At 42.5% G+C, this 12,859-nt stretch carries 17 protein-coding genes; 16 read left to right on the top strand and 1 reads right to left on the bottom strand.

Features of this window, described 5'->3' with window-relative positions:
* From rpmH to DESPCE1_RS0120840, 12 genes are all read left to right on the top strand, one after another.
* A partial coding sequence (rpmH, locus tag DESPCE1_RS22865; protein ID WP_084813885.1) for a 50S ribosomal protein L34 occupies positions 1-100 on the top strand: 100 nt, incomplete at its 5' end.
* A 127-nt stretch (positions 101-227) separates the two neighbouring features.
* Positions 228-563: a ribonuclease P protein component gene (gene rnpA, locus DESPCE1_RS0120885; protein WP_019851603.1), complete on the top strand. Its 336-nt coding sequence runs from the start codon at positions 228-230 to the stop codon at positions 561-563.
* On the top strand, positions 564-773 hold the full coding sequence (gene yidD / locus DESPCE1_RS22860; protein ID WP_083838578.1) for a membrane protein insertion efficiency factor YidD: 210 nt from the start codon (positions 564-566) through the stop codon (positions 771-773).
* Between the two features lie 11 nt (positions 774-784).
* Positions 785-1,480 (top strand): YidC/Oxa1 family membrane protein insertase, encoded by a 696-nt coding sequence (locus DESPCE1_RS0120880; protein WP_014795979.1) that lies wholly within the window; start codon positions 785-787, stop codon positions 1,478-1,480.
* A 21-nt stretch (positions 1,481-1,501) separates the two neighbouring features.
* The gene (jag, locus tag DESPCE1_RS0120875) at positions 1,502-2,140 is read left to right on the top strand and encodes an RNA-binding cell elongation regulator Jag/EloR (RefSeq protein ID WP_014795978.1); all 639 of its coding nucleotides are present in this window, start codon (positions 1,502-1,504) and stop codon (positions 2,138-2,140) included.
* 205 nt (positions 2,141-2,345) lie between these two features.
* Positions 2,346-3,725: a tRNA uridine-5-carboxymethylaminomethyl(34) synthesis GTPase MnmE gene (gene mnmE, locus DESPCE1_RS0120870; RefSeq protein ID WP_028305653.1), complete on the top strand. Its 1,380-nt coding sequence runs from the start codon at positions 2,346-2,348 to the stop codon at positions 3,723-3,725.
* Between the two features lie 8 nt (positions 3,726-3,733).
* Complete coding sequence (mnmG, locus tag DESPCE1_RS0120865; RefSeq protein ID WP_014795976.1) at positions 3,734-5,647, top strand: tRNA uridine-5-carboxymethylaminomethyl(34) synthesis enzyme MnmG; 1,914 nt, start codon at positions 3,734-3,736, stop codon at positions 5,645-5,647.
* Positions 5,637-6,356, top strand: a complete 720-nt coding sequence (gene rsmG, locus DESPCE1_RS0120860; protein ID WP_019851601.1) for a 16S rRNA (guanine(527)-N(7))-methyltransferase RsmG — start codon at positions 5,637-5,639, stop codon at positions 6,354-6,356. The genes mnmG and rsmG overlap by 11 nt, the downstream gene beginning before the upstream one ends.
* Positions 6,357-6,615: 259 nt before the next feature.
* The gene (locus DESPCE1_RS0120855; protein WP_019851600.1) at positions 6,616-7,377 is read left to right on the top strand and encodes a ParA family protein; all 762 of its coding nucleotides are present in this window, start codon (positions 6,616-6,618) and stop codon (positions 7,375-7,377) included.
* Positions 7,370-8,221 carry a ParB/RepB/Spo0J family partition protein gene (locus DESPCE1_RS0120850; protein ID WP_019851599.1) on the top strand — a complete coding sequence of 284 codons (852 nt, stop codon included), beginning with the start codon at positions 7,370-7,372 and terminating at the stop codon, positions 8,219-8,221. Before DESPCE1_RS0120855 ends, DESPCE1_RS0120850 begins: the two co-directional genes overlap by 8 nt.
* A gap of 80 nt (positions 8,222-8,301) precedes the next feature.
* A complete protein-coding gene (locus tag DESPCE1_RS0120845) occupies positions 8,302-8,991 on the top strand; it encodes a DUF554 domain-containing protein (protein ID WP_014795972.1) in 690 nt (229 codons plus the stop codon).
* A gap of 28 nt (positions 8,992-9,019) precedes the next feature.
* Positions 9,020-9,520, top strand: a complete 501-nt coding sequence (locus DESPCE1_RS0120840; RefSeq protein ID WP_019851598.1) for a DUF4446 family protein — start codon at positions 9,020-9,022, stop codon at positions 9,518-9,520.
* Between the two features lie 71 nt (positions 9,521-9,591).
* Here DESPCE1_RS0120840 and yyaC read toward each other — a convergent pair whose 3' ends face one another.
* Positions 9,592-10,161: a spore protease YyaC gene (gene yyaC, locus DESPCE1_RS0120835; RefSeq protein WP_014795970.1), complete on the bottom strand. Its 570-nt coding sequence runs from the start codon at positions 10,159-10,161 to the stop codon at positions 9,592-9,594.
* A gap of 119 nt (positions 10,162-10,280) precedes the next feature.
* Between yyaC and DESPCE1_RS0120830 the strand changes: the two genes are divergently transcribed.
* The 4 genes from DESPCE1_RS0120830 (at position 10,281) to DESPCE1_RS0120815 (ending at position 12,830) form a co-directional block, all read left to right on the top strand.
* On the top strand, positions 10,281-11,312 hold the full coding sequence (locus DESPCE1_RS0120830; protein WP_019851597.1) for a membrane protein: 1,032 nt from the start codon (positions 10,281-10,283) through the stop codon (positions 11,310-11,312).
* A gap of 101 nt (positions 11,313-11,413) precedes the next feature.
* Positions 11,414-11,758, top strand: coding sequence for a hydrogenase maturation nickel metallochaperone HypA (hypA, locus tag DESPCE1_RS0120825; RefSeq protein WP_014795968.1), 345 nt, complete (start codon positions 11,414-11,416; stop codon positions 11,756-11,758).
* Positions 11,755-12,432: a hydrogenase nickel incorporation protein HypB gene (gene hypB, locus DESPCE1_RS0120820; protein WP_019851595.1), complete on the top strand. Its 678-nt coding sequence runs from the start codon at positions 11,755-11,757 to the stop codon at positions 12,430-12,432. The genes hypA and hypB overlap by 4 nt, the downstream gene beginning before the upstream one ends.
* A complete protein-coding gene (locus DESPCE1_RS0120815; protein WP_019851594.1) occupies positions 12,429-12,830 on the top strand; it encodes a tetratricopeptide repeat protein in 402 nt (133 codons plus the stop codon). Before hypB ends, DESPCE1_RS0120815 begins: the two co-directional genes overlap by 4 nt.
* The last annotated feature ends 29 nt before the right edge of the window (positions 12,831-12,859 follow it).

Here is a 12,859-nt window from a genome sequence, read left to right as displayed (position 1 = left end):
TAAAAGAGTACATGGATTTTTAAAGAGAATGAGCGATGCAACAGGAAGAAACGTGCTTAAACGCCGTCGTTTAAAAGGGCGGAAGAAATTATCAGCTTAAGGCCGCAATCTTGTGGCCTTTTTCAAATTGATAGGGATATTTCGGCATTTTTTATTCTTAAATTAGGTTTATTCTGGAGTTTGTGAGTAAGACTAGAGTATATGAAGTTTTTGATTACGGAGGAGCCATGTTACAGAGAAAGTTTAGATTGCGTCAAAAATCTCTTTATAGAAAGGTTTTTGCACAAGGGAAAAGTTTCTCTGGTAAGGTTGTGGTAATCTATGTAGCAGAGGGCCCCTCACGATTCGGATTTATTGCTTCCAAGAAGGTGGGTAATGCTGTTGTCCGTAATCGGGCTAAGCGTTTGATGCGAGAGGTTATTCGACTCCATCTTCCCGAGATTAAAGAAAATACTCAAATAATTTGTATTGCTCGTTCTTCAATTAAAGGAGTTTCCTATTCTCAAGTAGAAAATAGTCTTTTGAAAAGCTTATATAAAGCAAAGGTTATGAAGGACCGTTGATTGATGAAAAATTTATTGGTTGGTTTAATTCGGGTTTATCAACGTTATATTTCACCTCTTAAACGACCATCCTGTCGTTTTTATCCTACATGTTCTGAATATTCTATTCAAGCTATACAAAAGTACGGGGTCATTAAAGGCGGCTGGAAGTCTGCAGTCAGGATTTTAAAATGCCATCCCTTTCACCCTGGTGGTTATGATCCAGTTTAAGGAGGGTTTCTGTGAATACATTTGTCGTATGGATGACCGCATTGCTGAAGTGGTTATATAATTTAACCGATTTGGTCGGTTTTGCAAGTTATGGTTTGGCTATTATTCTTCTAACCATTATTATTAAGACCTTGATCTACCCTCTTACCTGGAAGCAGATGAAGTCCATGCGAAAGACGATGGAGATTCAGCCTAAGCTTCAAGAAATTCAGAAGAAATATAAAAATAATCCCGAAAAGCTTAATCAGGAAACCATGGAGCTTTATAAGAAGCATAATCTCAATCCAGCCGGGGGCTGTCTGCCTTTGCTGGTTCAATTACCGATTTTCTGGGCTTTATACAGAACCCTCTTTAGTTTTAATAACTATATCACCGACCCCAGCCAGGCTATGTTCTTAGGCTTTAATATTACTGAGAACGGTAATTTGGTTCTGGCGATTTTAGCAGGCGCTACGACTTTTTTACAGACTAAACTTACTACGGCGTCCAATCCGGCTATGAAAGCCCAGAATAATAGTGGAAAACCTGATCCTACTCAGTCTACGCAAAAGATGATGCTGTATTTCATGCCTTTCTTTATGGCCTATATTACTTGGACTGTACCATCAGGTCTTGGTTTGTACTTCTTTACGATGAATATTGTTTCTGTTTTTCAACAGCTTTATATTAATCGCAAATTGAATAATGAACAGGGCGAGGTTGCATAGAGTTACAAAGGGAGGATATCCATGAGATTTGTTGAGAAAACAGGTAAAACTGTAGAAGAAGCTATTAATGCTTGTCTGAACGAATTGGGAGTTGAGCGGGATCGGGTGAGGATTGAGGTCTTAGAAGAGCCTACCAAAAAAGGACTTTTCGGATTATTGGGAACCACCCTTGCTAAAGTACGCGTTAGCTATGAAGACTGTCTGGGTGAGCTGGCCTGTTCCTTTCTTAAAGATGTGTGTAACTCCATGGGTGTCAGTGCAGAGTTTAAATATACACAACAAGGGCAGCATTGGCTTGTTGATATTTCCGGTGAAGAGCTTGGTATCTTAATTGGCCGTAGGGGAGATACTCTGGAAGCACTCCAGTACCTGACCAATCTTGCCGTAGCTAAACAGGTTTCTGAAAAAGTTCGTATTATTATTGATGTCGAAGGTTATCGTCAGCGGCGGGAAGAGACCCTGGTCCGTTTAGCCAAGAGACTATCTGATAAAGTAAAACGTACTGGAACTCGCGTTGTCTTAGAACCTATGAATCCTCATGAAAGAAGGATTATCCATACTGCTTTGCAAGATGATGCAAGGATCTCTACCTTTAGTGAAGGTGAAGAACCCAACCGTAAAGTGGTTATTTCCTTAAAACGGACAAAAGAGATTTCCTGAGGGGTGAGGCTACCCCTCTTTTTTTGCACTATCAGGTGATGAGTTAAATTATAGGCTCGGCGAGCAACAAGTGCGAAAGCACTGCTTTTGGGGTTTTCTTTGTATTATACATCTCCTTTAATGGTATATTAGTCAGGATAAGTTTTGAATGACTATAGATTGCTATTAAAATGAATCGGATACTGATTGAATGGGAGCGGATTCCATGGATGATACAATTATTGCCTTGGCTACAGCTGTAGGTGAAGGAAGTATTCATGTTTTAAGACTAAGCGGACCTCAGGCAAAAGAAATAATTGATCAGGCATTTACACCTCATCATCCTAAACGTTGGCAGGAGATGAGTCAATTTACTTTGCATTTAGGCCATTTCTATGCTGGTGAAAAGGTTTTAGACGAAGTGCTCATCAGTAGGATGTTAGCCCCGAGCTCTTATACAGGGGAAGATGTCTATGAGATAAATTGTCATGGCGGTCTTTATATTGCGGAAAGGATTATAAAAGAATGCATACGTCTGGGGGCACGTCTTGCTGAAGCCGGAGAATTTACGAAACGTGCTTTTCTCAATGGAAAGCTGGATTTAATCCAGGCTGAAGCTATTGTGGATTTGATTTCTGCCAAGACCGATAGCTCGGCCGATCTGGCACTTCATCAGATGGAAGGACTGCTCTCCCAAAAGATTTCTATCCTAAGGGAGCAGGTTCTGGAGACTCTTGCTTTTATAGAGGCAGGGATTGATTTTCCGGAAGATGATGTGGAAAGCCTGGATCGAGAGTCACTTCTTCAGCGCATTAGTAAGGGACTTGATATAGCTCGTGATTTGCTTAAGGGGAGCAAGACAGGTAGAATCCTCCGGGAGGGAATGCTGACGGTCATTGTCGGACAGCCTAATGTGGGTAAATCCAGTCTGCTCAACGCCCTTATGGGGGAAGAGAGGGCTATAGTTACAGATATACCAGGTACCACCCGGGATGAAATTAGGGAAGCGGTTAATATAGGCGGAATACTTTTGCAGCTGGTGGATACGGCAGGAATTCGTGAAAGTGAGGATCTCGTTGAAAAGCTAGGTATCGAGCGAACCTGGAAAGCAATGGAGAAGGCCGAGCTGATCCTGCTTATTATCCAGGCCGGACAAGAACTCAGTGTAGAAGAACTTAGGATTTTAAATGAGTATAATAAAGATGTTATTGTTTTAATTAATAAAATTGACCTTTTCTATAGTAAGGAGCAATTTGAGGGGATTCTTCAGAACTACCCCACTCAGCAAGGGGTATGGATTCCTTTTTCGGTGAAAGAAAATTCTGGTTTTGATGAATTGGAGAAAGAAATTATAAGAAGAGTCTATCAAGGCAAAGATGAAAGGACTAAGGAGCCTTTACTTTCCAATGTACGTCAAATTATGGCATTGGAGAGGGCTTCTTTGGCCTTGGCAAGCGGGTTTGACTCGGTCAGAAACGGACTTCCTTGGGATATCGTATCCATTGATATTCGTCAGGCCCTTCAGGAAATTTCTCAAATTACTGGGGATACTATTCAGGAATCCTTGTTGGATGATATTTTCTCACGATTCTGTATAGGAAAGTAGGAGGAACAGTGGAATTTTTTGCGGGAAAATATGATGTTATTGTGGTAGGTGCCGGACATGCCGGCTGTGAAGCAGCTTTGGCTGCCGCACGCATGGGTTGTCAAACTCTATTGATCACCTTGAGTTTAGATAATATCGCCCATATGGATTGCAATCCTTCCTTGGGAGGACCGGCAAAAGGACATTTAGTCCGTGAAATTGACGCTTTAGGTGGACAAATGGCAATCACCGCCGATGAGACATCAATTCAAGTCCGTATGCTTAATACAGGAAAAGGCCCGGCAGTTCATGCTCTGAGGATTCAATCCGACAAGCAGGCCTATCATCTTAATATGCTCAATGTGGTCATGGGGCAGGAAAATTTGATACTTCACCAAGCTATGGTGGATCGGATCAAAACTGAAGAGGGAAAAGTGAGCGGGGTAGTAACCCGGACGGGAGCTTTCTATGCTGCACCCAATGTGATTTTAACCAGTGGGACCTATCTGCGGGGGCGGATCATTATTGGTGATGCGATGTATGATGGGGGTCCCAGCGGACAGCAAACGGCTATGAGCCTTTCCGGTGAGCTAAATGCCCTTGGCCTGGAGCTGGGACGTTTTAAGACGGGGACACCGCCGCGAATTCATCGCCGTTCAGTGGATTATTCTAAATTTAACATTCAGCCTGGAGATTCTGTCCCCTGGCGTTATTCTTTTATGCCCACCCAAAGCATGTATTGGGGACAGGATGTGGACAAACAATGCCCTTGTTGGTTAGGGTATACCACCCCTGAGACTCATAAGATTATCCAGGATAATATACACCGGGCGCCGTTATACTCAGGAAAAATTGAAGGGATTGGACCCCGTTATTGTCCTTCCATCGAAGATAAAGTAGTTCGCTTTGCCGATCGTCCTTCCCATCAGATCTTCCTTGAACCTGAGGGATGGGATAGTGACGAACTCTATGTAGCTGGACTATCCACCAGCATGCCGGAGGAGATTCAATATGAGATTCTGCACAGTGTCCCCGGATTAGAGAAAGCAGAACTTTTGCGTCCCGGCTACGCCATAGAATATGACTATGTGAAGTCGCATCAACTTTCATTGAGCTTGGAGGTACGCAAAATTCCCGGGCTTTTCACGGCAGGACAACTTAACGGAACTTCAGGCTATGAAGAAGCGGCAGCACAGGGTCTATTGGCAGGGATTAATGCAGCACTGCGGATTCAAGGAAAAGAACCCTTTATTGTTCGCCGGTCCGAAGGATATTTAGGTGTGCTGATCGATGACTTAGTCAATAAAGGTGTCAAGGAACCTTATCGTTTACTGACCTCAAGAGCGGAATATCGTTTGATTCTTCGTCAGGATAATGCCGATCTGCGTTTAACTCCAAGGGGAAGAGAGATCGGTTTAGTTAACGATGAGCGCTGGGAAGCTTTCCAAAAGAAAAAAGAGGCCATCAGTGAAATTCATGCCTTATGGCGAGGAACCACTTTTTCACCTCTTAATGAGCAATTGGCAGAGGTATTGGCATCAGTTAATTCTGCTGCAGTCCATGGTGGTATCAGCGGGGAAGAATTGATGAGAAGACCTGAAATTACGATAAATGAAATAAAACAACTTATGCCCCAGCTGGCGGAGTATGATGAAGAATCTCTGCTGGAAGCAGGTATTGAAATAAAATATGCGGGCTATATCGAAAAGCAGCTTGCGGAGATTGAGCGTTTTGCCAAGATGGAAGAACGCTTAATTCCTGAGGAGATTGTTTATGATCAGATAAAGGGATTATCGACAGAGGGTAGATTAAGGCTGAAAGAGGTTTCACCCTCTAATATGGGTCAAGCTACACGGATTACTGGGGTGACTCCGGCGGATATCTCTGTATTACTTGTCTATCTTGAGCAAAAACGCAGAGGGGGTCAGTTCCATGCTACCTGAGCATAAAGAACTTCTTAATAGATTGACCCTCGAGCGATTGGATATTCAACTCAGTCAGGATCAGGTTGAGAAGTTTTCTACCTATGCAGATTTATTAGTTCAATGGAATGAGAAGGTGAATCTAACAAGTATTACGGAACCCGAAGAAATAATCCTAAAACATTTTATTGATTCTCTTGCTTTGGTATCTTTTATTCAGGGAAATAAGCTTGCTGATATTGGGACAGGGGCTGGTTTCCCTGGAATCCCACTAAAAATTTTATTGCCCGAAGTTGAGGTTTACTTGGTGGATTCTTTGGCTAAGCGTTTGGATTTTTTAGAAGTAGTCATTGAAGAATTGGAATTGAAGAAGGTAAAGACAATACACGCAAGGGCGGAAGATTTCGCCAGAGACCCTAAGTATCGGGAAACCTTTGATTGTGTTACTTCCCGAGCGGTTGCTCGCTTACCTGTATTGCTTGAGTATGCTGTTCCTCTGCTTAAAAAAGGCGGTTATTTTTTAGCGGCAAAGGGATCCCAAGCTAATGAAGAGGCTATGGAGTCAAAAAAAGCATTGGAAATCTTAGGAGCCGAAATAAAAGAAATTAAATTATTTAATTTGGGAGTAGAAGCAGAGCACCGGGCAATTATACTGGTGGAGAAAATTCTACCTACTCCCCATGCTTATCCCCGCAAAGCAGGTACTCCTGCTAAAAAACCTTTACTATAATACTATGATTTTACTCGACCAGCTGCTATCGTCTTAGGACGACCAATGAACCGGCAGCGCCTTTGTGGTAGATTTTTGATTTAAGCGCCTTTAGGGCGCTTTCTTTTTGCTTTTTATCTACTTTCCTATTCTTTTCCGACGGAAATCCCTAGTTTTATCTGGTGTGATTTGATACTATAAAAGGTAGTCAATGAACGGTGAGATATTGTCTATAGTATATTTAAATTTGCTTTGAAGTATTGAGAGGGGGGGGCACATTTTGGCTAAAATTATAGCGATTGCCAATCAAAAAGGAGGAGTAGCCAAAACGACCACAGCAGTTAATTTAAGCGCCTGCCTTGTTGAACAAGGAAAAAGGGTTTTGCTCCTTGATCTGGATCCTCAAGGAAATGCTACAAGCGGTTGTGGAATACTTAAAAGTAAGCTGAAGGAAAGTATTTATGATGTACTTATTAATGAAGTTCCTATTGAAAGGATTATAAAAAGTACGGAGTTGGTTGGGTTATTTGTTGCGCCTGCACAAATCGAGTTAGCCGGTGCTGAGATTGAGCTTGTTGCACTGGAGAAGAGAGAAGGAAAACTTGCTTCTGCCCTAGCGACTATTAAAAACGACTATGATTTTATTATTATCGATTGTCCTCCCTCCTTGGGCTTACTTACTTTGAATGCTTTAACTGCCGCCACGGATGTCCTTATTCCAGTTCAATGTGAGTACTACGCTCTTGAAGGGCTGACTTTGTTAATGGATACGATTCATAGAGTAAAAGGTAGACTGAATCCTCATTTGAATATTCTTGGCGCGCTGTTGACAATGTTTGACGCACGAACCAATTTAGGAATCCAAGTGGTTGACGAAGTTAAAAAGTATTTTAAAAGTAAAGTTTTTTTAACTATTGTGCCAAGAAATGTCCGATTGGGTGAAGCTCCAAGTCACGGCAAGCCCATTGTCCTTTATGATGCGCGCTCACGAGGTGCTGAAGTTTACCGTGATTTAGCAGAGGAGGTATTGCAGCGTGTCTAAAAGAGCTTTAGGTCGTGGCTTAGAGGCATTGATTGGTGCTGAACCCGTAGGAAATGAAGCTTCAGTCCAAGAGATTGAGTTAAATAAGATAAAAGCTAACCCCGATCAACCGAGAAGGGGCTTTGATCAGGAAAGTTTGGAAGAATTAGCTGCGTCCTTAAAGACCCATGGTTTGCTGCAGCCAATATTGGTTCAGCCAAAAGATGATGGATATATTATTGTTGCCGGTGAAAGACGCTATCGTGCTGCAATGCTGGCTGGGCTTACTAAGATTCCCTGTCTTCTCCAAACAGGAAGTGAACAAGAGTTGGCGGAGAAGGCATTGATAGAGAATATCCAGAGATCTGACCTTTCACCGGTGGAAGAGGGCCACGCTTATGCCCGTCTCATAAAAGAGTATGGACTGACTCAAGAACAAGTTGCTGAGAGAGTGGGAAAGGGACGTCCTACAGTAGCGAATCTTCTTCGTGTCATTCAGTTGCCTGATCCAGTGCTTCATTTAATTCAGGAAGGTAAATTAAGCCTCGGCCATGCAAAGGTCCTCCTGGCAATTAAGGATTCATCACTTCAGGTTCTTTTAGCACAGAAGACAGCGAAAGAGAATTTGCCAGTGAGGGAATTAGAAAACCTAATCTTAAAATATACAGAGCAGAGTAAGACTCCAAAGAAAGATAAAATGAAGGATTCACCGTTGTTTGCTCAAATTGAGGATCAATTGAGGTCTTCCTTTCAAACCAAGGTGAAGGTGAAGGGGAGCGCCGTCAGAGGCAAAATTGAAATAGAATATTTCTCTGAGGATGAGTTTAATCGCCTTTTAGAGATATGGAATATCAATATTGATTAAAAATGTTCCACGTGGAACACTCTACTCTTTGGGTTTGTAATAAATAGTGTTCCACGTGGAACAGTGATGAAGGTGAAAAGGTGTTAGGTACCATAGTAAATTCTTTAGCGATCATTGGCGGGGCTTTGGTGGGAATTATTTTTGGCAAGGCGCTGCCTGAAAAAATGAAGAAAACAGTAATTCAAGGGATAGGATTGGCAGTTATTCTCATTGGGTTAAGTATGGCATTAGAAACAAATAACCCACTGGTGGTTATAGCGAGCTTAGTTTTGGGAGGAATAATCGGGGAATGGATTGATATTGAGCATAAGCTTCAGCAGTTAGGTAAATGGCTTGAACATAAATTTGCTAAAGGCGGAAATGGAAATTTCACGAAAGGTTTTGTTTCCTCCAGCTTAATGTTCTGTGTGGGAGCTATGGCCATTATGGGAGCTCTTGAAAGTGGTATTAAAGGAGTACATGATATACTCTATGCGAAATCTTTATTGGATGGCATTTCCTCTATTGTTTTAGCTTCATCTATGGGCATTGGTGTTTTGGTTTCTGCTGTACCTGTTTTTCTATATCAAGGCGGAATAACTATCTCCGCATCACTTTTACAGGGGTTGCTTTCTGAGCCTGTCATTGCAGAGATGAGCGCTACCGGAGGATTACTCATTGTCGGCATTGGTCTGAACATACTTGAAATTAAAGAAATAAAAGTAGGCAACCTACTGCCGGGAATATTTGTAGCTGTCCCCATAACTATGATACTATCGCAAATGGTGTAGTCGCTATAAATGGATTGAGGAGGATACAATGAATTTGGAACAAATAATGCCCTTATCCACCTGGGCTATCATCTTGGTGGGAGTATTATGTGTCATTGAACTGATTTGGATTTTAGTTTTGCAGAATCGTATGAAAGGATTTCAAAAATCCTATCTCGCTCTCCAGACCTTTCTTGATGGAAGCTCATTGGATGAACAACTTAAAGAATATATAAATAAGGTTAATTATATCAATACTAATTTAGAGGCGACGGAAAAAAGAATGGATCAGGCAGAGCTTAAGCTTCGTTCCGCAATCGATAGGGCCGAACTGGTGCGGTTTAATGCTTTTGACAATATGGGAAGCGATCTCAGTTTTGCCTTAGCACTTCTGAATCAGCAGGGAGACGGTGTCGTTCTTTCCTCGATTAATAATCGTGAAGAATCAAGGGTTTATGCGAAACCGGTAATCCAAGGAGAATCCACCTATCATCTTTCTCAGGAAGAAAAGGCGGCTATTGTAAAAGCGAAAGAAACGATCAAAATATAATTTAAATCTTTTGAGAAGCAAAGTAAAAACCCGTTTTCAGGGATGACTGAAAACGGGTTTAATTTCGTATGCTAGGAGAGCCTCGTTTTAATGTAGGCATTGCCCAAAAGGTCACTCATGGTTTCAGCCATTCTCCAGACTAAACCGAGGCGGGTATTTTGTAAAACCATGTACTCCATAAAACCTCCCACATTGACTATGCCGGTGAGATGGACTTCTCCCACTGCCGGAAGCTCTTTATGAACACCTGCTCCAGGTTTTAAGGGCCCATTTGCAAGAGTGATATTCCCTACAGAATCCATTTTCCCGAGGCAAGCATCAATGGCGATGATAAAAGGGTTGTAATAGGAGTTCTGGATATGACTGATGTACTCCGATAAATTTGCTGCATGCACCGGTTGCTCAAGAGTTCCCAAAACACTAAGCTTAGGCAAAGCTTTTTGGCTTAGGTAAGTGCCCGTTATAGGACCGAGCGCATCACCGGTTGAGCGGTCAGTTCCAATACATAAAAATACCAACGGGCGATGACGTTCACTGTGCAATACTTCAATAAGCCGGGCTTCCATCTTCTGGGTTGCAACTTTATCATCAAAATGAGCTTTATATTTATGTGATTCGGTAAATACCGAAAGAATGCCCATGAATTCCCCTCCCAAAATATGTAAACATAAACATACCTATCTCAATTATTCCCCGATTGTCAGGAATTTATGCATGAGCGGAAAGAAGAGGCCATAAGCATGAGGCAGGGGGGAGTTTTATGAATAGTAGAGTGATTTTTCAAGTGGCAGCAACGTATGTGGGCGCTGTCATGGGAGCAGGCTTTGCCTCCGGCCAGGAAATACAGCAGTTCTTTACCAATTTTGGAGGTCTCGGAATCCTTGGGATTCTGTGCAGTACGATTCTCTTTGCTAGTCTGGGGTGGATCATGCTCGATCTGCAAAAGCGATGGAAAGTAACCTCCTACGCGGATTTTTTTCAACGCTTATTTGGTGAGCAATGGGGAAGCAGAATGGACATTCTAGTGAGCCTGCTTCTATTTATTGGCATGACAGCAATGATGTCAGGGGCCGGGGCAGTCTTTCGGCAGTTCTTTGATTTATCACCTTGGCTGGGTATTCTATTAACAGCCTTTATCATATCCTTAGCTTTGTGGTTCAAAGGAGAAGGGGTACTTTGGATTAATAGCATGCTTATCCCGGTGAAATTCGTGTTCTGCATAGGGATAGCCTTATGGGCCATACTCTTTGCCATGGGTACAAAGGATGCAGGGATGGAGCTTACCACGAATCCCCTTATCCAAAACTGGTTCTTTTCAAGTATTCTCTATGTCTCCTTTAATTTAACCTTAGCCATGGTGGTTTTCGCATCTCTAGGCAAAGAAGTTCAGAGGCCGGAAGGACGTATTGGGGCTTTTTTCGGCGGAATTGCACTTGGCCTATTTGCTATAGTCATTGCTCTGGCACTTTTGAAATTTCCCGAAGTCAGAGGCTTTGAGATTCCAATGGTTGCCGTAGCCGGAAGTTTAGGCCCGTGGTCAGGGTTCTGCTATGTGGTTGTTCTTTGGCTGGCCATGCTTACGGCGGCCATTGGCAATGGATTCAGTCTTATTAACCATATGGAAAAGAAATTTAAACTTCCTTATAAGAAGGCGGCTGTACTCCTCCTTATCCTGGTCATTCCTCTTTCGGGAGTAAAGTTTTCTTTAATAGTAAAAACTATCTACCCTCTATTTGGGTATCTGGGATTGATTTTTATTCCTGTGCTTTTTTGGTCATGGCTAAAAAGATAGGCGGATACCCTTGCGGATACGGTTATTTTTGGGATAAGATAGATTGAACAAGACTTTGTCCGGTGATCAGCTTGTAAGCATGGATGGCAAGGAGTGATTGAGTGCATGAGATGTCGTTAATGGGCGGGGTCTTTGAAGCTATTGAAGGAACTTTGGCTCATTATCATGTAAAAAAGGTGCTTTTGGTTAAACTTAAAATCGGGCAACTAACCAATGCTGAGCCCGAGGCATTACAGATGGCATTTGCTGCCTTCGCCAAAGGAACTGTGTGTGAAGGTGCGGAGCTTCAGATCGAATTGTTGCCGGTAAGGGGCCGATGTAGGAGCTGCGGTGAAGAATTTATGGTACCGGGACTTGTTTTTGCATGTCCTGCTTGTCAGTATCTCGGGATTGATATTATACAAGGAGAAGAATTGCTTCTGGAAAGTTTGGAGGTTGAAGAATGAGTAGCCAGCGTGAAATCGCCGTTATGGCCAATTTGCTGCAAAATAATGACATCCATGCAGAAATCAATCGCCAGCATTTTGTGAAAAACAACTGCTTAGCCATTAATATGATCGGTTCTCCAGGGGCGGGGAAAACCACTCTCTTGGAACGGACTTTATCCCATTTAAAAAATAAGCACAGCATAGCCGTGATTGAGGGAGATATTTTTACCAGCAGGGATGCCGACCGAATCGCCCAGCATGATATCCCTGTAGTCCAGATCAACACCGGTGGAGGCTGTCATTTGGATTCCAAGATGGTAGAGAAAGTTCTTCCGGAATTCCAGTGGGATAATTTGGATCTCATGATCATTGAGAATGTAGGCAATCTGGTCTGCCCTGCTGACTTCGATTTAGGAGAAGAATTTAAGGTGGTTGTCCTTAGTGTCGTGGAAGGGGATGATAAACCTTCAAAGTATCCCGTGATTTTCCGTAATTCAAAAGTGGCTATTTTAAATAAGATGGATTTATTGGCTCTGGTGGAAACAGATTTAGACGCCATGAAGGAGGATATCCTAAAAATCAATCCAGAGATCAGGATTTTCGAGGTTTCTTGCCGTACTGGAGAGGGTCTTCAGGAATGGACCCATTGGCTTGATGAAAAAATTCTGCAAGCAAAAGGAAAGAATGCATGAGCAGCAACCATTACCAACAAGGATTAAAGCATCTTGAATCTGGGCAGCTTCGGGAAGCAGAAGAAGACTTCTTGCAGTACTTGACTCAATGTCCGGAAGATGCGATGGGTTATAATAAGTTAGGCCTGGTCTATGGGAAAAGCCATGATTTTGAACGTGCTAAAGCGTGTTTTCTTAAAGCCATCGAATTGGACGAAGGATGTATCCATGCGTGGAATAACTTAGGAAATATTGCGCGTCAAGATGGGGACCTGGATCAAGCCATTCGTTATTACCAAAAGGCAGTAGACATCGACCCGATAAATCCGATTCCCGCTAAGAATTTAAAGACGGTACAAAGGCAAGCCAAGTGGTCCTTTTCAAGAATAAAGGACCTTCTCGGGAAAAATAGAGATTAATTCTTATCGATTGTCCGAAGTACGTAAAA

It is taken from the genome of Desulfitobacterium sp. PCE1 (genome assembly GCF_000384015.1).
GTDB lineage: Bacteria > Bacillota > Desulfitobacteriia > Desulfitobacteriales > Desulfitobacteriaceae > Desulfitobacterium > Desulfitobacterium dehalogenans.
The sequence above is the reverse complement of the archived record's forward strand: the minus strand, read 5'-3'. Positions and strand labels throughout refer to the sequence as shown.